Source organism: Pseudanabaenaceae cyanobacterium SKYG29 (genome assembly GCA_025055675.1).
Taxonomy (GTDB): Bacteria; Cyanobacteriota; Cyanobacteriia; order Pseudanabaenales; family Pseudanabaenaceae; genus M5B4.
In genome coordinates this window covers 732,324-751,109 of the sequence record JANWWT010000001.1, presented here as the reverse complement: position 1 = coordinate 751,109, position 18,786 = coordinate 732,324, and the positions used below count along the sequence as shown (strand labels likewise).

Sequence of the window (18,786 nt, the reverse complement as noted above, 5' to 3'; positions counted from 1 at the left end):
GGGACATCCTACCATTCCAGTTCACAGATTGTGCCTTGGGGCTGATGGGGACGGCGCTGAAATTTCCCCCGTAGGCGTTTTGCCAATTGCTGGGCGTGTTTGGTACCTCCACTAACTCGGTGATTGTCTTGGGGCAAGCCAATACCGTTGTCAATTACTCTAATTGTGCGTTTGCCCGCGATTTCTTTGCAAATTACTGTCAAACGAGTAGCGCCTACGGCGTGTTTGCCCACGTTGCAGAGGGCTTCCTCTAAAAAATCGCAAATTTCCCGCTTTAATTCTCCACTCAAACCCCGATCGTCTATAGGGTGAATATCCGGCACCCTCACCTTGAGGGAGCGAAAACAGGCAAAATCCCGCTGCATAGTGCGGTGATAAACTTCAAACAACAGCTCATGGAGAGGAATAGAAGCTGCCTTCGCTAAATTTTCGGGACGGAGGGATTCATAGACAGTGCGCAATTCCCGATCGAGTTGTTGCAATTTGGTAATAATTGTGGGCTGGGGCACTTCCTCCATTTTTAAGAGGCTAAGCAGTTCGCCGAGGGTGTGGAGGGGTCCATTGTGCATAGCATTAAAAGCATCATCGAGGGTTCGCTGACGTTGTTCTAATAGTTGGGCTTGTTGGCGCAAAAATGCTCGAAAATCACTGATATTACGTGTGACAATTGTGCTACTGATTGTGCTAATGATTGTGGGAACAATGGGTAGCCACCAGTGGTAGACCAACAACCCGTAATTAGAGACAAATAGGAAAACTATACTGCTCCCCAATCCCCCATACATTGACCAGGGAGAATTACAGCTAAGTGCCCAAAACATTCCCCCTATACCCCCAACTAAAATCAAACAGTACTCTAACCAAGATGGTAGGGGGCGCAGGGGTGGTCGTTGCTCTAGTACAAAACTAAGAATTTGACTGACAACATGGGCATGGTATTCTACGCCATAAATTTCTTTATTCTGGACAAAGAAAGTGTCCTTAGCACTAAAGGGGGCGGTATAGCCAATAATTATGACCTTGTCCTGAAAGTATTGCTGATCAAATTGTTTAGTCTGTACTTCTTGTAGAGAAACGATGGTAAACTTAGCCTGTCTACGCCAGTTAATTAGGATTTGATTGCCCCCGCTATCTGCACGCACATAGCCCCCGCTGCTACCAGTAAATCTGGGCAACTCCACATTACCAAAGCGAAAAGCATGGCTATCCCTAATACCATTGCTGAGAGTGATACCTTCTGGCTGTAAATATAAACTAGCTAGACGGGTAGCAAAAGCAAAGCGATAAGCACTATCAATACCAGGAGCTGACAACAGAGCGCGGCGAATTTTGCCATCCTCGTCTAATAACACATCGGCAAAGCCCACTTGCTCCTGCGGTAACTGCCGCGGCGGTTTAACTATAGGATTATCAGGGGCAGGTAACACTGATTTCTCAATGCCAATTACTTGGGGTATATTTCGCCAAATTGCCTGTAATTCCTTTGTGCCTGGGGGAACAGGTAGATCGCGAAAAATATCTACCCCGATCGCCCTTGGTCGATAGGTTTGTAGCTGGGTAATTAAATCAGCTAACACCCGATCGGGGACAGGGTAACCTACATTTCTAATATCCGCTTCCGTGATACCAATGATGACAATTCTGTGATCGGGTGGTTCGGGGGGGCTATGGGCAAAACTCCAGTCCAAAATGTTTAACTCCCAACTCTGCCACAGTCCCATAAATTTGGTCACAATAACGATCGTGGTCACCGTTATCCCCGAACTAATGGGGATTAAATTTTCCCGCAGCCAATTTACAAATGAGGTTATCCCTTGCCTAAGCATTTGCCTTTTGCAGGAGAAAGAAACCCGCCGCTAAACCAACTATATTGGGCAACCAGGCTGCCAAAACAGGGGAAAGAATCTCCACTTGCCCTAGCGCTCCACAGACAAATAGTAGAACATAATAGCCAAAAATAATCATCACACTGATGCCAAATCCGATCGCTGTACTGGTTCTTTGGGGGCGCATACCTAGGGGAGAACCAACCAAAGCAAAGACCACACAAATAAAGGGCAGGGCGTACTTTTGTTGCAAACTAACTTCTAGTTTTTTTGCCTCTTTCCAGTTCCCTGATTGGCGGGTTAATTCGATAAACTTGCTCAGCTCTTTGATATTCATTTCTTCAGCACTGCGTTGTTCCTGGGCAAAATCTAAAGGGGCACGGGGTAAGCGCAAATCCTGTCGCTCAAAGCGCAAAATACTGTAGTAGGTGCCATCAGGCTTAATCAAATAGTTAGTGCCATTACGAAATTCCCATACCCCTTGGTCAGGTTTCCATTTTGCCGATTCCGCCGAGAGAATTTGCTGAATCTTCCCCTGGGAAAAGTCTAAAACTGTAATGCCATACATTAATTCCCCATCAAAACGGCGGGCATAAAAACTGCGCACTAACCCCTGTTCCCTTGTCCCATCGGGATTGCTGATCTCCCCGTACTGCTGATAAAAAATATCACGGTCACGGAACTGGAGATTGTTTTGTTTGAGGGCACGGCGTAACACATTTTTCGCTTGAAAATTAGCCGAGGGCACAATTACTTCGTGGAAGGCAAAAGTCAAGCCAGAGACTAACAAACTCAACACTAAAGCAGGCACAACTAAGCGATAAACGCCAATTCCACAACTCCTTAAAGCTGTAATTTCCCCATCAGAGGAGAAGCGCCCATAGGTCATCAAAGTTGCCAATAACATAGACATAGGAAAGGAATAAACCATAAACCCAGGCAACTGTAAAGCAAACACTTCTAAAGCAGTTAAAACACTCAAGCCTGCATTAGTAATTAAGCGAATTAACTCAAACAGAGAGCCGATCGCCAAAGCGATAGAAGTAAATGCCCCCACACCAAACAAAAAAGGACTGACCATCTCGCTAATCAAATAGCGGTCCATGATGGAGATGGGGGAAAAATTAACAGTAATCACCGATCGGTGTTTTGCTCTGGGAAGCGTTGCCATGCCCATGCTGGTACTGACAACCTATTCTAACTTTCCTTTATTCAATGCCGCTACTGCTGGGTGCAGGGAAGAGTAACCCCATGGCGCCCTGATAAATGTAGAACAAACCCCCAATTGTGAGAATTACACCCGCTACATGCAAAACCTTTTCACTATAGGGAATAAATTTACGTGCCTGTTTAGCCAACCCCACCCCTAAGCTAGCAAGAAAGATGACCAAGGTATAGCCCAAACCATAGCAGATCATGACCATAGCTCCTCCTAGGGGGGAACCCGTACCCCCCGCTGCCAGGACAGTGGCGACAGCAATACCTGCCCCACAGGGGGAAATCACTGTGGCAAAGGAAACCCCCACCCAAAAGGGATGCCCTAACCAGGCAAGGGCTGTTAAACGGGGAAGGTTGCCGAGCTTGAGGATGCCCAACTGCTTTAGTCCCGCCAGCAAAATGCCGACCCCGATCGCCAGATAAATTTGACTACGCCAAGCCAACAAAATAGCATTAGTGAGACCAGCAAGTGCCCCTAGGATAGCAAACAGGGAACAAGCACCTGCCACAAAAAATAAAGAATTAGAAAGGGCTTCCCGTCGGGACTGGGGTTCCAGTGTGCCAATGTAGGTGAGATAGACAGGTAACAAAGCCACAACACAGGGGGTAAGACTGACAATCACACCCCCTAAAAAAGCCAGGAAAGGTAAAACCCATACAGATTGACCGACCTCTCCTAGCCAATTTTGATAGGTAATGATCGTGGGTAGTAGAAGACTATGCCATACATCCGTCAGTTGTTGCCATAGAGGACGAATAGCAATTAGAAGACAGACCCCTATCCCGAAAGCGATAGGAATTTGCCACCTACTTTTTCGCCAATTCTGCCAGAGCCTCATCCAGTACCTTTGTGAATGTGTCAACCGTTGACCCCTGGGAGAACTGTTCTAGGACCTTACCCGATCGGGGATCAACTGCCAGAATCAGCCCCATTTGACCACCATGTTTGGCAAAAAAGTCTGTCAACTTGACTGTAGCTGCTACTTTCCGCGCCTCCTGCAGGCTGTTGCTATCAGTTATGTCAAAGGTAATGAAAGTAACTTTGCCTTTGTACTTGTCCTTGACCTCCTGGACGATCGGTTCCATCTTACGGCACATAGGACAGTTACGGGATTTAATTTGCACAATTGCTGGTTTGTCTTGGAATGCCGCTGGCAATGGATTACCAACTGATTCAATCTTGTTAGCCCTGTGGGCAGAGGCTACCAGAGCTGGCAAAGACAGAGCAACAAATGTGGGCAGTAAGTAGCGCATAAAACTCTATCTGAACTTTACCAAAACTATACCAGAATATGCTTGCGCAAGTCTCACACTTAACTACTATTCTTAAAAACTTACTATTACTATCACTTGGTTGTTATCAAGGAAACCCTGGTAAGCACTGCTAAAGGGGCAGAAGACAGGTAATTCCATCGGTCAATTCTTGAAAAGTTTGGAGGAGTGATATGAGATTTGTTCTGCTGTTCTGGAGCACCAAAGAGATACAGGAAACCTCCGTTTCTCATGGGGACCATCACAGAGAAAAAAAGGAATTTATCCTGAGCAAGTCTGCACCAGGTCAGGACCTTTGCAGTTAGCAGCACTTACTCGGCGACAAGCATGTGTACAAACCCTAGTTGTTGTCAGGTGTACTCAAACGCAGATGACGCATGATATTTTCTTTACGTTGGTTTTCTTTTTCTTTCCGCTGTTCATAGAAATTAGCACCGGTACTGCGGCGGATATGCTCTTGGATACGCTGCTTGCTTGCTTCACTCATGTCCTTACCTCCAATGCCAAGTAGATTATAGATTTAGGTTTGGTTGGTAGTGTCTGCCTCTGGTTTCAGATTGTCCCTGATCCAGTCGAAGGATTTTTGGGCAGCAAAGAAAGTAAAGCGCTCCACTTCAGGAGCTACTTGAGTTTCCCCATTGTCCACCATGGAGTTTAACACCTGAAAGAAGGACACCACTCTCACCTGGGGTTGCTTATTAGTCTTGTCATTGGCGTTCACTTGGGCAATTAGGCGATCGAGGTCTTCCCGTTCAAAAAAGAAGGGAATAAACACTTGTTCGCCCTGGGCAACGGTAAACAAATTAGGGGTTTGTTCGTCCGTCATTTCTACGGCGAAAAAGACAGGCACATTAGGGAGTTCTTCGCCATCCCCACCAAAGATTGCCGCTGCGGCTTGTAAGCTGGATTCCGAAGGAACTAGTTGGTAGATAATACCTTTGTCCTGGTTGGTGTGGACAAAATTGTACATATCCCGCATCGATCGGGCTAGAATTTGCGGCTCTAATTCCGCATTACTGCTTTGAATTTGTTTGAGGGTAGTTTCCGCGTCCTGGGGACTGAGAAAGAAGGGCAATACCCGATCGCTGTCCTTGTCACCATTTGTACCCACCAAAGGAATACCCTGGCTATCAGCAATGACAAAAATAGGAATAGTGGCTAAACGCTCCACCACCTGGGCTTCTGTGAGGGCAAAAGCAGGCAGGGCAAAACTGGTAAGGAGGAAAACCAGCACCAGCAGACGGACACAAAAGTTAACCACAAACTTACTCCTGAAGGGGGATGCCCCTAGTTTAGCAGATCAACGCTACTTCTTCCCCTGGGTCTCCAAGGCTTTTTGCACCGCACTGCTGGAAGGGACAAATTGGAAGGTAGCACTAGCGGGGTCAGGTTTGTTAGTGGGGGTGGTAATCATAGCGCTAATCACCCGATCGAGGGGCACCACCTCAATTCTGGGCTGGGGGGCTTGGGGATTGGCACGGCGATAGTCGTTGATGAAATTTTGTAAGTCCGAACGATCGAAGTAGAAGGGTGTAAATTTTCTTCCTCCCTCCTCAATCATGATCAAACTACCATTTTTATCGGCAGTAGCATAGAAGACAGGAATGCCCTCAAATTGGTTATCAGGTTTACCCTGTTCCCTGAGGACAGCACGGGTAGCCTCCAAACTGTTACGGGCAGGCACAATAACAAAATCGATATTGGTAGCTTTCTTTTGCCTTTGCAGTTCAAAAAACTGAGGCATAGCAGCAGCAACAATGCGCACCTGTCTTGCCAGTTGGGGGTTAACTTTTTGTAAGTCCTGGAAAGCCACTTGGGCATCATTGTAGCTGAGGTAAAAACGAACAAGTTGCACTTCCTTACCCTTGTTAGTCAAAGATAAAACCACTGGTTCATTTTGGGGGGTCATCAACACAAATAGAGGCACAGAACTGAGACGACTTATCGCCTGTTGTTCTGTCATTGCCAATGTGGGTGCAGCCATGCCTAGTAGTAAACTGCCCGTAACAGCAACAAATTGTCTAATCATGCTTACCTCTTTCTCAATCACGCCTACCTTAAGCAAAGAATATCAATACTTACAAATGTTCCCTAGTTTTTCAAGCCTGTGGCTGCTACCCCCCGCAGGATTTGTTGTTGTCCTAGCCAAAATAACACTAAAACAGGAAGAGTTGCTATGACAACAGCTGCCATCAGTAATGACCAGTCGGCGGTGTAGAGTTCCTGAAAGCCGGCTAATACCTGTTGCACTGTCTGTAAACTGGGTTTGGTGGTAAAAAGGAGGGGTTTGAATAGGTCATTCCACTCGCCAATAAAGGCAAAAAGACCAAGGGTCACAATAGCTGGTCTGGTCAAAGGGAAAATAATATACCAAAGGATTTGCCAGCGGTTGGCACCATCAAGCATGGCAGCTTCTTCCAAAGCAATAGGAATTGTTTCCATGTATTGCCGCAACCAAAAAATGCCAAACCCACTTGCTGCCGTGGGTAGAATTAGAGCAGCGTAGGTATTAATTAAATTACCCAGCCGTAGGATTAAAAAGATGGGTAGGGCTAGGAGCTGAAAGGGAATGACTAAGGTGGCAATTACAGCAAATAGTACGAAGTTCTTGCCGTAAAATTGTAGGCGGGAGAGGGCATAGGCAGCTAACAAAGATGTCAGCACTTGCAAAACAGTTGTGGCTACCGCCACGATCGTGGAGTTGACAAATGCCAAGATAAAATTTGCTTGGTTCCAGGCTTTGGTATAGTTGGCGATGGTTAAGCGAGAGGGCAACCAACTCACAGCGGGACGAAAATCAGGGGGAGCTAGGGAGGTAAGCAGGACAAATAGTAAAGGCAGCAAAAGAACAGCTACCCCCAGCCACAAAATAGTAGTTAACCACCAGTTTTTCATAACTAAAGGGGCGGTAATTTAGCCAGCAAATTAGAACGCAGCGGAACAGGGCGTTCCTGCCATGCCATCATACCATCGGGTTTGCGGTGATAAATTGCAGCACACTCAAGAATAGCCGCCACCGATTCTGTTTGCAAATTGCCAAATAAATAACTGTACTTGCCAGGAGACATAAACGCCACGGCACAAGACTGGCTGCAGGCACTCATACAGTTTACCGGTCTAATCACCAATTCCTGATCACTGTTGCTGTCCGTTAAAGCCCGCAACAACATTTCGCCGCCACTAATGCCAACTCTTTTGCCATTTTCCCAAGTACTAGCACAGGTGGTACAAACATAGACAATTGTGGTCATCCCAGTTCCTATTGCCGTGGGACTAAATTGTTAACTGATTGCTGCCCCGTCGCCATCTCCCTTGTACCAGATTTTTTAGGGGGAAGGGACATTCGCTTGCAGCTTATTGTTTTTGCTAGCAATGATTGTGCGCTCTCCATATTGCAACATCCGCTCGATCGCTGTTAAACGGTTATGCCAGGTGTTGACCCGGTAGGGGCGTTCCAGGGCTTCTAGGCGCAGCCATTGGGGTAAATCTTGACTGAGACTCCGCAGCGCTGTGATCGCAGCCTGGTAATTAGTACGAGTGGGGCTGGTTTGCAAGTTTACCAAAGCCGTCTTGAAAGCTTGAGTTTTGTTTTGCATTGCCTGTAGAGTCAATCCCCGTAGCCATAGGCGTTCCCCCGCCAAAAAGGGCTGCCATTCCTTTAACAGAAGTTCATAGCGAATCAGAGCTGCTTGGAAGGGATTGCGATGGGGCAGTATCCTCCCCTCAGGAGTAGAGCGGGTGGACTTCAACAGTTCTTCGTGTTTGGCATTCAAATATTCAGCCGCAAAGAGGGAAAAGCCCCCTGCCGGCAAATCCCGCACTGCCTGCAATTTATCCAGTAATTCTCCCTCGCTCACGTTTTTAAGCAATACCCCCGGCAGGAAGAGACCAGGGGAAGCACCCATACCAGTTAGGGCGGGCTGTACCTTCTCCTGCAAAAAGCGGCTAGTTTCCGGGGCATAGGTCATAGGCACCAACCAATCCACGTGCCCCTCTGCTACCCAAGTCTCCCAGTTCTGTTGAATGCGGTTTAACCGATCGATTTGCTTCCAGGGAAACACCGCTGCCGAAATCACTAGTCGCGGGCGCAGGGGGCGTAACTCTTTAGCAACCCTAGCAACAAATTGATTGATCTGCTCAGCGCGGTATTGTGTCCACAGCCACCACAGAGAACGATCGTTGGGTGTGATATTGACGGGGTCAACCCCAGTCAGTTGTTTGAAGCCCTCCCGAGAAGCCTGCCCATAACTAGCGCTGTGCCAACTACTCTGGCGGGGGTAGCGAATGTAATCCAAATGCAAGCCATCCACATCATAGCGGGTGATAATTTCCCGATAGAGCCTGAGTAAATATTCCTGCACCTGGGGATTAGCAGGGTCAAGGAAGGTTTTGTTTTCGGGGGGGAAGATACTCCCGCTGGCACTGGCATCCGCCCACTGGGGATACAGGCTTAACACTGGCCCAGGATAATCGCTATCCTTACCCACCAACAGGTTGTGGCGACGATTGCCTGCCGCAAATACCCAAACCCAGGCATGGATTTCCATCTTGCGCTCTTGGGCAAGCTTGACTGCTACGGCTAGGGGGTCCCAGCCCTTGGTGAGGGGATTCTGTTCAGGCGCTACACTACTAGGGTAAATAGGATAGCCAGCGTTTACAGTTTCAATAAACACTGTGTTCACACCAGCCGCTGCCATGCGATCGAAAATCCCCTTTAGCCCTTCTGCAGACTTAGCCGCCACGATCGTGCCCCGATCGAGCCAGATTGCCCGCACTTCCGGTAGAGAAGACAAGGCATCGGTAGGGTAAGCCCGCCACAAATTCTGCCGTAGTTGTTCCCATTGTGTCCTTACCTGTAGGTCTCTACCCTGGGCAATTAAACCGGGCATTTGCTTAAGGAAATTTTTAGCCTCCAGGAGTATGGCATTTTCCCCCTGAATGCCGCCCGCTAGCATTGCACTCTCTACTCTGCCAATTAAATCCTGTAATTCCTGCCGCATGGCAATTGCCTCTAGGGTATTGATAGGCATAGAAGTAATTACAGGGGGATCGCCCAAGGAATCACGATCGATGTCATCGGGAGTCTTGAGGGGCTGCGCCACCACACTCAATCCCCACACACCACTCAGTAGAAACAGCCAGAGGTATCTCAATGTCTTTATCTCAAAACCTCAGGTATTGTAGCGGAATTTGCACCCCGATCGGCAGATTTTCGCCAACAACTTCTGGCTATGGTCAAGGGCGTTTGTGTTAAGATGAGCACTAGACTAAATTTAACGCCCAGAGCATGACTACTGAACTGAGTCAACTAAAGGTAGCAAATGACTTACGCCAGCTGCAAAGTCAGAATGTTTCAGGCATCCTGCGCGTAAAACATGAAAAACCAGACTATCCCGACTGGGAACTTTATGTCTATCTGGGGCGCTTGACCTATGCTACGGGGGGCATGCATCGGGCGCGGCGGTGGATTCGCGCAGTACGTTTACACTGCGACATTAACAACTTAAGTAAGGAATGGTTTGCTACACTTAACGATTTGCAATCTCCCTGGGAAATAGATGTTTTGACGCGGGCAGTAATTGAAAACAAAATTACTTCTGACCAGGCAAAGCAAGTCATCCAGTCTTCTATCCGCGAGGTATTTCTAACAATAGTTGACCAAAAAATTGTGGAGACGAAGTGGGAGGAGAAAGAAGCGACGTTCCGCCCCCTAGTGGTTATCTCTGCTGAGCAAGTACTGCAAAATATTGCCACCGCCAAAGCCAAATGGCAGGAAGCAGGACTCTCCCACGTGCAAAATATGATTTCGGGATTTAGTTTTGAACTGGCTCCCGTGGTAGTGGATAACGATCGGTTTCACCAGGTGCTGACTACAGGTGCTTATCCCAACTTGGAGAAACTGGTAAACGGCAAAAACACGCTCTGGGACTTGTCCTTCCTGATGCAAAAATCCATGATTGCAGTTATGCGCTCCCTGTTGCCCTTAGTGTTAGATGGGATTGTGGAATTCCGAGAAGTACCAGATATTGCTCTGCCCTTTTTGAGCAGGGTCAGTGCCAAAGCTACCAAACGAGGAGTGATTGCCTGTATTGATGACAGCCCCCAAATTGGGCAGACGCTGGCGGCGATCCTGAACCCCCATGGTTACGAGACAATTGTCATCACTGATCCCCTCCAGGGCGTAAGCACACTCTTACAGAAGAAACCAGATTTAATTTTTCTTGACCTGGTCATGCCCAACACCAATGGTTATGAGTTATGTACGTTTCTGCGCAAAACCTCCCAGTTCCAGGAGGTACCGATCGTGATTTTGACGGGGCACGATGGGGTAGTTGACCGTGTGCGGGCGAAGTTAGCAGGTTCTACCGATTTTGTGAGTAAGCCCCCTGAAGAGGAAAAAGTGCTGCAAATTATCCAAAAATATATTAAGAAATGACAGAGGAGTTTTGGTATGGCGACAATTTTGGTGGTGGAAGATACCCTTACCCAGGCAGAACTGATAGCGGGGACTCTGCGCAATGCTGGCTACACAGTAGTTGTTGCCACCAGTAGTGAGGATGCCAAGGCCAAGTTAGCCCAACAAAAGCCCAATTTACTGATTCTGGATGTGGTGTTACCAGGGGAAAGCGGTTTTGGATTTTGTCGCGAACTCAAAGAGAACGAAGCGACTAAAGACATCCCCGTTGTTATGTGTTCTACCAAGAGTGGGGAGATGGACAAGTTTTGGGGCATGAAACAGGGGGCAGCTGCCTATCTCACGAAACCGATCGATACAGAAGAACTGCTGCGCACAGTCAAGTTGCTGATCAAGTAGTATGGCAGAGCAATTCCTGACCCTGCTGCTGCCTAGCCAGAGGGTAATGTTGCCTACACAACAGTTATTAGAAGTTATATCTCTCTCGGTTGACCGCCTATCTCCCATTCCTGCTACTCCACCCTACACGATGGGCGTTACCAATTGGCGAGGGGAGGTGTTGTGGGTATTAGACTTATCTGCCCTCCTGGGCTTGGAACCCCTCTATCAGCAGCCGACCCGCTTGCGTAGGTTTCCTGTGGTGATCAGTAGCTGCAGACAAAACCCGATCGGTCTGGCTGTCGTACAAGTGGGCAAGATGGTCAGGTGTGCTCCTCAGGAACTACGCTCTGATGCCCCAGAACTAGTCAAATTTGGGCAGGGAGCTTGGATTTCCCCCGATGGGCAGACAATTTTAGCCCTAAGTGCTGACAAACTGTTACCAATATCTGCCTAGTTGTGGCAGGATTTATCTTATTGCTTAGGAAAGGAATTGATGACAGCTAGAATTCAATTGGCACGGGGTATTGACGAAGACGTATTGGACGTAAGAATTACCAGGTCACGGGATGGGGCATTTAGTGTAGCCAAGTTCTATTTTCAAAAGCCCAAGTGTCTGGAAAATGGCGAGCAAAGCATCACAGGTCTGTATCTCATCGATGAGGAAGGGGAGCTAATTTCCCGCTCTGTCAATGCCAAATTCCTCAATGGGGAGGCAACCGCGATTGTGGCGGAATACAAGATGCGTGGGGAAGCAGAATTTCAAAGATTTCTGCGTTTCATGGAGCGCTTTGCCGCCGAAAATGGGATGGAGTTGACGCGCAATTCCTAATGAAACGGCGACAGTTTCTGTTTCTAGCCAGTGTAGCCTGTGGTGGAGTGGCTCTAGGGACAGGGGTAGCGCGGCGTTTCCAGACCCAAAAACCACCAGTTACCTCTCCTGGTTCTTCCTTGTCTGCTCCTCTTACAGCTCCCTCGCCTAACCCTGCTCCGCCTGGTATGTATGCCCCCCCTAGGGGTGACCTGCGCATTGCAGTGATCAGTGACCTCAACAGTCAGTATGGTTCCACCACCTATGAACCAGAGGTACTCAAGGCAGTGGAGTTGATTCCCTACTGGCAGCCTGATTTGGTGCTGTGCAGCGGGGACATGGTAGCGGGGCAATTCCCCAGTCTGACGGAAGCAGAGATTAAGGCGATGTGGGATGCCTTTGACCTGAATGTGGCGGCTCCCCTCCGTAAAGCTAAGTTGCCCTATGGCTTTACCTTGGGTAATCATGATGCCTCCAGTGCCCGCAGCTTGAGCGGTGGTTTTTTGTTTAAGACGGAACGAGACTTAGCAGCTGCTTACTGGCGCGACCCCAATCATCCCACGGGCTTGAATTTTATCGATCGGGGGGACTTTCCCTTCTATTACTCCTTTATGGTGAAGGAGGGATTTTTCCTCACCTGGGATGCTTCTGGCAATGTTATACCCCAAGAGCAGATTGACTGGGCGGAGCGGAGTTTAGCCAGTGAGGTGGCCCAAAAAGCCAAGGTGCGGATTGTGGTGGGACATTTACCCCTCTATGCTATTACCTACGGGCGGGAGTTTCCGGGGGAGTATCTCGATCGGGCGGAAGAGTTACGGGCACTGATGGAAAAATATCGAGTACACACCTACATCAGTGGACATGACCATGCCTACTATCCTGCTCACAAGGGCAAGTTGGAGTTACTGAACATGGGGATTCTGGGCAGCGGTGTGCGGCAGTTGCTCAATGGCAATACGCCCTTGTTTAAGGCGATGACAATCATTGATGTCAAAACTGACTCTGAGACTGTGACCTACACCACCTACAATATGCGTACTCTGCAGGTAGTACAGCTGTCGGAGTTGCCCCGCTTGATTGCTACCCCCACAGGGCAGATTTATCGCCTAGACATTAACGAATCTGACCTCACTCCGGAGGAACGGGCAATGAAGTTTATCCCCACTTACTAGTTATGTGGCGCTGGCTGGAGTTTCACTTTAGTACCCCTGAGTATGGCGGTGGTTTGCTATTCTGGCTTAGTGTTTTCTTTTTTGCCGCTGCTACCAACACTCTTTCGGGTTGGCTCTATGTCATCAGTGGTATTAGCATAGGTTTGCTGATTGCAGGGGCAACCTTGCCGCCCCGCTCCCTCGCCGATATTGTTATTACCCGCCCCAAGATAGAACCAGTCAGCGCGGGGGATTTTTTAGAGGGGGTATTGCTGGTGGAGAACCGGGGCAAGGTCAGTCGCAAGCTGATTCAAGTGTGGGATTTCCTCCCTGCCACTTTTACTGCTAGCCCTCAGACCACGATCGAGCTACTGCCTGCTAAGCAAACCTGGACATGGCGTTACAGCGTGCCCACGACTAAACGGGGGATTTATCAATTCGATCGGGTGGATATTATCACCGCTGCTCCTTTGGGTTTGTTTCGCAGTCGCAGAAAACGATCGGCACCCCAGCCTGTGGTAGTCTACCCGCTGATCTTGCCCCTCAGTTATTGCCCTATTCTCGATCGGTTAGGTGCAGAGACCAGTCCTCGCCCCCATACAACGGAGTTAAATTTCAACAATGCTACGGAAGGCTTGACGAAAAACCTACGCCCCTATCGCTGGGGCGATCCCATTCGACTGGTGCATTGGCGGACAAGTGCGCGCTATGGGGAATTGCGGGTAAGGGAATTGGAGGTGACCACAGGAGGACAAGAATTTGTCATTGCCCTAGATACCCGATCGGGTTGGTTAGACCATTGCTTTGAGCAGGCAGTAATTGCCGCTGCTTCTCTTTACAACTATGCAGTTAAGCATAACTTTACAGTCTCCTTTTGGTCAGTCCCTACAGGTGTGCTTAGGGATGCCGCGGAAGTCTATGAAGCCCTGGCGGGGATAGGAATTGATGACAGGGAAGGAGAGTTACCCCAGCTGCCCCTAGTGTGGTTGACCCATTCTCAAGTAGGCTTAGATGACTTGCCCCTTGGTAGCTGTTGGTTGTATTGGGGAGAAAAGGAACCGCGTACTAATTTGCCTGGCTTGTTTGCAGGGGTTGCTCGCCCTGATAGTGAATTAGCTGCTTGGTTGCAGTCCTATCCTAGTTAGGACAAAAAATTGCTTAAAAAGCTTTACTAAGCTGATTCCCGAATCAAAAATACGACATCAAACTCATATTCCCAGTTGAAGTGCTTGTAGCAAATAAACTTAGAAAATATATTTAGGATATCCTGCAACTTGAAATCATGAAAATGAAAAGGATTGTAGTGGGTAGTCTTTTTGGAGGGGTATGTTAGGATGACATGATTAATCAGGTTCCTATCACAGAAATTTGGTAGTACTAATGTTTCGGGGATATGCTCAATTGTTTCCACAGAAATTAACATATCTATAGGTCGATCGCTAGTCCAGGTATTCAAGTCACCTTGTACAAAACTAACCTTAGAGCTAGCATATTCCCGTTTAGCAAAATCAATAACTCCTGGATCAGAGTCAATCCCAATTACAGAATGTACATCAGGGTTCGTTGCTAACAGGTAACTACCATAACCACAACCACAAGCTGCATCGCACACTACACCCTTGGCAAATTGCCTGAGTAGAGCATACCGTTCTACATGGCGCCCAATACGAATCCGATTCTCAATTTCTAATAGCTCTGCTTTGGTCAAAAAGATGTGTTTATCAACTTTACTTGTCTTCCCCTCATCAGATCTGCTCATAGTTTTGCTCCCTCCTGTTTCTGTTTGCGCATTTCTATATCCATGGAAATTTCATCCCAGACCTTATTAAAAATGTTCTCCCAGTTATGTTCTCGGAGAACTTGCTCCCTTAAAAGCTGACTTCTTTTCAGCAACTCAGACTCAGGTAAGTTTAATGCCCACCTAATGATTTTGCGATTTTCATCGGGATCATGAGTTAAGTAGATAGCGTGATCACTGATGAATCCACTCTCAGGGGTTACCAAAGGAATTAATCCTCTAGCAACATTCTCCAAAATTGTAGTGGCTTGAGCATCCATCGTTGCTGTGTGTATGTAAAAGTCATAATTTTCTATAATCCACTGGTTAGTAAATGGATCGCTATTATCAATACACCCCAAGAAATTGAAAACAAATTCTTCCCCCTGTATATGAGTTTTGATCAAACCTTCATGAAGTTGCGGTACATTTCCAGCTACATGCAGAAGTACATCTAGCCCCATCAAACTGGCACAGGTAATATCAAAACCTTTGTATGTTCCTAGGTGGCTAATGTGTAGAATTCCTCTCTGTCCAATAGGGTTGAACATGCTTTTATAAGGAAAAATATTTTGCGCTGCTAATCCCATGTTAATGTGTACCAATTTGTGCTTAACCTGACATTGGATAGAACTATCTTCTAATTCTAGAGTCCGATCGTACCATATTCTGCCACATAGACCAAAAATTTTGCGTGCTGATAATAGTTGCGATTGCCAAAAAGGCATGCATTCAGTCCATTCAGGAGGAAAAACTGGAACCCAAGGCATGAAAATGTAAGTATTGGGATGACAGAGTAGATCAGTAGTTAGGGCATTGTCCTTTACCCAATTGCGAATAACTTTTCCACACGGATGTTTCTCAGGCTGATCAATAAATGTGGGGTGTCCCAGCAAAATATCATTTGGGTTCTCAGTTACTTTCCCAGCTAAGAAGTTTGTTAGATGAAAACCTGTTTTTCTACTTAGGTAAAACTCTGCCCATTTACATATCTCTGCATTTGAGTATTCGTAAACTTCATAACTGTGCTCTCGTAAGAGATAGGGGATAAGAAAGAAGTGAAGCATAGTAGTCAAGCAGAAGGTTAGCTTAGTGGCATAGTACCATAGGTTTAATCAAAATTTGAAGACCGATTTTTGGGAAATTGTAGGCTGAACTCTATTTGATAGGGTTCACGTTAATGCCTGCGCCGTAGCCAGACTTTGCTATAATCTCCATCACTATCGGAATCAGGGTTGATGCCTGTGAACAAGCGGGTAGTTTATCGCGAATTTGGCAAAGAGCCAGAACCTGAACCAAAAACCACCCCATTACCGATTGCCCAACAAAAAGTGAGGGTGCAAATTTCCCGCAAAGGGAGAGGGGGCAAGACAGTGACTGTAATTTCGGGTGTGCAGGGAACCGAGGATACCTACAAAGAACTACTCAAAAAACTAAAGACTCTCTGCGGGGCAGGCGGGACAGTCAAAGCGGACACGATCGAAGTTCAAGGGGAACATGCAGATAAAATAGTCACTGCCCTGGTGGAATGGGGTTATAAACAGTGTAAGAGAGGGTAGGATGACTGCTCAGATTATAGATGGCAAAGCAATTGCCCAGGCTTTCCAGGAAAAAATTGCCCAGCGTATCCAACAACTAGCACCAGAATATGGTCGTCCACCGGGATTAGCAGTGATTATGGTGGGGAACAACCCCGCTAGTGCTACCTATGTCGCCAACAAGGAAAAAGCCTGCCAGCGCGTCGGGATAGCTTCCTTCGGCAAACATCTCCCCGCAAATACCACCCAATCGGAGTTACGGGCGCTAATTGAAGAGTTAAACAGTAACCCTCTCGTAGATGGTATTTTGTTGCAGCTACCTGTGCCACCTCATCTCGATAGTAGTGCAATAATCAACACAATCCTGCCCCAGAAGGATGCAGATGGTCTCCATCCTGTTAACCTAGGCAAACTAGTGAGAGGGGAACCAGGGCTAAGAAGTTGTACTCCCGCAGGAGTAATGGAGCTATTAAAAACTCTACCGCTCCCCCTGGCTGGCAAACGGGCAGTAGTAGTGGGGCGAAGTATTTTGGTGGGCAAACCCCTAGCCCTTATGCTCCTAGAAGCTAACGCCACTGTCACGATCGTCCATTCCCGTACTCCCAACCCCCAGGAAATTACCCAGACAGCAGATATTTTGGTCGTAGCTGCAGGTAAACCCAATTTAATTAGGGGCGACATGGTCAAGGCAGGGGCAGTGGTAATCGACGTGGGGATTAATCGAGTGGGGGATAAACTAGTGGGAGATGTGGACTTTGGCGAAGTTTCCCAGGTGGCTAGCTACATTACCCCTGTGCCTGGCGGAGTTGGTCCTATGACCGTTACGCTTTTGTTGCAAAATACATTATGGAGCTACTGCCAACGGTATGGCACTTACCTTTGACCTCAAAAGTTACCTCGATCGGTATCGCCAGCAGGTAGAAACTGCCCTGGATACATATTTACCGATGGGCTATCCCCCCAAAATCTATGAAGCGATGCGCTATTCCCTCCTAGCAGGGGGAAAACGGTTGCGACCCATTTTAGTCTTAGCTAGTTGTGAACTCTGTGGTGGTACACCAGATTGGGCAATGCCGACGGCGGTGGCGGTGGAGATGATCCACACCATGTCTTTAATTCACGACGACCTGCCGGCAATGGACAATGACGACTATCGGCGGGGTAAACCCACTAACCACAAAGTCTTTGGGGAAGACATAGCGATCTTGGCGGGGGATGGACTCCTTGCCTATGCTTTTCAAGTCATTGCTGATCGCACCCCCCTGGAAGTACCCAGAGATAGAGTGGTGCGCGTGATTGGGCTGCTTGCCCGATCGGTTTCTGCGGCAGGCTTGGTGGGTGGTCAAGTGGTAGATTTAGAGATGGAAGGCAATCCCCATGCCACAGAAGAAATGCTGGATTACATTCACAAACACAAGACAGCAGCCCTGTTGGAAGCGGCAGTAGTAGGGGGAGCGATCGTCGCAGGGGCAAGTGACCAGCAGATAGAACTGTTGCGGCAATACTCCCAGAACATTGGCTTAGCCTTTCAGATCATTGATGACATTTTAGACATCACTTCTACCCCTGAAGAATTGGGCAAAAGCGTAGGCAAGGATGAGAAAGCGCAAAAACTGACCTATCCCAAGCTATGGGGCATTGCAACCTCCCAACAGAAAGCCCAGGCACTAATTCAAGAAGCCAAACAACTACTGGCAACCTTTGGCGATCGGGCAATACCCCTGCAGTCACTGGCAGACTACATTGTGGAGCGCACTAACTAGCATAGTATGGAACATCTCCTTGATAACCGTGTGTTATTGATTGCCCTGAGTGCTAGTCTGGTAGCACAGCTGATTAAAGTAATCATTGAGAGTATTCGCCATCGCTGCTTGAAATTGCAGGTGTTTTTTGAAACAGGGGGGATGCCTAGTTCCCATTCCGCGTTAGTATCAGCTTTGGCAACAGGGATTGGTCTTACCCAGGGTTGGGACAGTGGGCTATTTGCTATTGCCTGTGTCTTTGCTGTCATTGTGATGTATGATGCTACAGGGATTCGGCGGGCAGCAGGTCAACAAGCGCAACTGCTTAACCAAATTGTGGTGGAATTGTACGAGGATTCTCCCCCTGACCCCCTCAAGGAACTCTTAGGACACACACCTGTGCAAGTGGTAGTAGGGGCGATTGTGGGAATTGTTTTGATGTGGTGGTTACTCTAATTTGTTCACCCCCAAAACTGCAAAATAGTGACAAACGCCAAATTCCAGGGCTGTTTTTCGCTTATGCTACTTTTCCCCTAGAGCCTTTAACAACTTTGTGGCTGAGTTCTTTGACAACTATTTGAGTTAGGTAAGCTCCTAGTTGATTGCATTTCTCACCTTGCTGCTTAAACCCCTGTCAAAATCTTTCAGGTAATAGGAG

At 47.8% G+C, this 18,786-nt stretch carries 22 protein-coding genes; 10 read left to right on the top strand and 12 right to left on the bottom strand.

Annotation, left to right across the window (positions count from 1 at the left end):
• Positions 1 to 8 precede the first annotated feature (8 nt).
• The 10 genes from NZM01_03620 to NZM01_03575 all read right to left on the bottom strand — a co-directional run bounded on the left by NZM01_03620 (position 9) and on the right by NZM01_03575 (position 9,469).
• Positions 9 to 1,751, bottom strand: a complete 1,743-nt coding sequence (locus tag NZM01_03620; GenBank protein ID MCS6959117.1) for a CHASE2 domain-containing protein — start codon at positions 1,749 to 1,751, stop codon at positions 9 to 11.
• 67 nt (positions 1,752 to 1,818) lie between these two features.
• Positions 1,819 to 2,931, bottom strand: coding sequence for an LptF/LptG family permease (locus NZM01_03615; GenBank protein ID MCS6959116.1), 1,113 nt, complete (start codon positions 2,929 to 2,931; stop codon positions 1,819 to 1,821).
• 103 nt (positions 2,932 to 3,034) lie between these two features.
• Positions 3,035 to 3,883, bottom strand: a complete 849-nt coding sequence (locus NZM01_03610; protein MCS6959115.1) for a cytochrome c biogenesis CcdA family protein — start codon at positions 3,881 to 3,883, stop codon at positions 3,035 to 3,037.
• The gene (locus NZM01_03605) at positions 3,852 to 4,298 is read right to left on the bottom strand and encodes a thioredoxin family protein (protein ID MCS6959114.1); all 447 of its coding nucleotides are present in this window, start codon (positions 4,296 to 4,298) and stop codon (positions 3,852 to 3,854) included. Before NZM01_03605 ends, NZM01_03610 begins: the two co-directional genes overlap by 32 nt.
• A 358-nt stretch (positions 4,299 to 4,656) precedes the next feature.
• The gene (locus NZM01_03600) at positions 4,657 to 4,803 is read right to left on the bottom strand and encodes a hypothetical protein (GenBank protein ID MCS6959113.1); all 147 of its coding nucleotides are present in this window, start codon (positions 4,801 to 4,803) and stop codon (positions 4,657 to 4,659) included.
• A gap of 33 nt (positions 4,804 to 4,836) precedes the next feature.
• A complete protein-coding gene (locus NZM01_03595) occupies positions 4,837 to 5,577 on the bottom strand; it encodes a hypothetical protein (GenBank protein ID MCS6959112.1) in 741 nt (246 codons plus the stop codon).
• Positions 5,578 to 5,622: 45 nt separating this feature from the next.
• Entirely contained in the window at positions 5,623 to 6,345 is a 723-nt protein-coding gene (locus NZM01_03590; GenBank protein ID MCS6959111.1) for a hypothetical protein, read from the bottom strand.
• 62 nt (positions 6,346 to 6,407) lie between these two features.
• Positions 6,408 to 7,211 (bottom strand): carbohydrate ABC transporter permease, encoded by an 804-nt coding sequence (locus NZM01_03585; protein ID MCS6959110.1) that lies wholly within the window; start codon positions 7,209 to 7,211, stop codon positions 6,408 to 6,410.
• 2 nt (positions 7,212 to 7,213) lie between these two features.
• Positions 7,214 to 7,567, bottom strand: a complete 354-nt coding sequence (locus tag NZM01_03580; GenBank protein MCS6959109.1) for a DUF1636 domain-containing protein — start codon at positions 7,565 to 7,567, stop codon at positions 7,214 to 7,216.
• 75 nt (positions 7,568 to 7,642) lie between these two features.
• Entirely contained in the window at positions 7,643 to 9,469 is a 1,827-nt protein-coding gene (locus tag NZM01_03575; protein MCS6959108.1) for a family 10 glycosylhydrolase, read from the bottom strand.
• A 134-nt stretch (positions 9,470 to 9,603) separates the two neighbouring features.
• Here NZM01_03575 and NZM01_03570 point away from each other — a divergent pair, with 134 nt between their 5' ends.
• The 6 genes from NZM01_03570 to NZM01_03545 are packed head-to-tail and all read left to right on the top strand — an operon-like array spanning position 9,604 to position 14,216.
• Positions 9,604 to 10,752: a response regulator gene (locus tag NZM01_03570; protein MCS6959107.1), complete on the top strand. Its 1,149-nt coding sequence runs from the start codon at positions 9,604 to 9,606 to the stop codon at positions 10,750 to 10,752.
• A gap of 15 nt (positions 10,753 to 10,767) precedes the next feature.
• Positions 10,768 to 11,130 carry a response regulator gene (locus NZM01_03565; protein MCS6959106.1) on the top strand — a complete coding sequence of 121 codons (363 nt, stop codon included), beginning with the start codon at positions 10,768 to 10,770 and terminating at the stop codon, positions 11,128 to 11,130.
• 1 nt (position 11,131) lies between these two features.
• Complete coding sequence (locus NZM01_03560) at positions 11,132 to 11,566, top strand: chemotaxis protein CheW (protein MCS6959105.1); 435 nt, start codon at positions 11,132 to 11,134, stop codon at positions 11,564 to 11,566.
• A gap of 39 nt (positions 11,567 to 11,605) precedes the next feature.
• Positions 11,606 to 11,941 (top strand): photosystem II reaction center protein Psb28, encoded by a 336-nt coding sequence (gene psb28 / locus NZM01_03555; protein MCS6959104.1) that lies wholly within the window; start codon positions 11,606 to 11,608, stop codon positions 11,939 to 11,941.
• On the top strand, positions 11,941 to 13,092 hold the full coding sequence (locus NZM01_03550; GenBank protein ID MCS6959103.1) for a metallophosphoesterase: 1,152 nt from the start codon (positions 11,941 to 11,943) through the stop codon (positions 13,090 to 13,092). Before psb28 ends, NZM01_03550 begins: the two co-directional genes overlap by 1 nt.
• A gap of 2 nt (positions 13,093 to 13,094) precedes the next feature.
• Positions 13,095 to 14,216 carry a DUF58 domain-containing protein gene (locus NZM01_03545; protein ID MCS6959102.1) on the top strand — a complete coding sequence of 374 codons (1,122 nt, stop codon included), beginning with the start codon at positions 13,095 to 13,097 and terminating at the stop codon, positions 14,214 to 14,216.
• Positions 14,217 to 14,242: 26 nt separating this feature from the next.
• On the opposite strand, the gene NZM01_03540 is transcribed toward NZM01_03545, so the two are convergent.
• On the bottom strand, positions 14,243 to 14,830 hold the full coding sequence (locus tag NZM01_03540) for a class I SAM-dependent methyltransferase (protein MCS6959101.1): 588 nt from the start codon (positions 14,828 to 14,830) through the stop codon (positions 14,243 to 14,245).
• A complete protein-coding gene (locus tag NZM01_03535) occupies positions 14,827 to 15,915 on the bottom strand; it encodes a glycosyltransferase family 1 protein (protein MCS6959100.1) in 1,089 nt (362 codons plus the stop codon). The genes NZM01_03540 and NZM01_03535 overlap by 4 nt, the downstream gene beginning before the upstream one ends.
• A 171-nt stretch (positions 15,916 to 16,086) precedes the next feature.
• Between NZM01_03535 and NZM01_03530 the strand changes: the two genes are divergently transcribed.
• From NZM01_03530 to NZM01_03515, 4 genes are read left to right on the top strand one after another with little or no spacing between them, the layout of a single operon-like run.
• Positions 16,087 to 16,407 carry a translation initiation factor gene (locus tag NZM01_03530; GenBank protein MCS6959099.1) on the top strand — a complete coding sequence of 107 codons (321 nt, stop codon included), beginning with the start codon at positions 16,087 to 16,089 and terminating at the stop codon, positions 16,405 to 16,407.
• A 1-nt stretch (position 16,408) separates the two neighbouring features.
• Positions 16,409 to 17,269, top strand: coding sequence for a bifunctional methylenetetrahydrofolate dehydrogenase/methenyltetrahydrofolate cyclohydrolase FolD (folD, locus tag NZM01_03525; GenBank protein MCS6959098.1), 861 nt, complete (start codon positions 16,409 to 16,411; stop codon positions 17,267 to 17,269).
• A complete protein-coding gene (locus NZM01_03520) occupies positions 17,253 to 18,149 on the top strand; it encodes a polyprenyl synthetase family protein (protein MCS6959097.1) in 897 nt (298 codons plus the stop codon). Before folD ends, NZM01_03520 begins: the two co-directional genes overlap by 17 nt.
• A 6-nt stretch (positions 18,150 to 18,155) precedes the next feature.
• The gene (locus NZM01_03515; protein ID MCS6959096.1) at positions 18,156 to 18,584 is read left to right on the top strand and encodes a divergent PAP2 family protein; all 429 of its coding nucleotides are present in this window, start codon (positions 18,156 to 18,158) and stop codon (positions 18,582 to 18,584) included.
• Positions 18,585 to 18,786 lie beyond the last annotated feature (202 nt).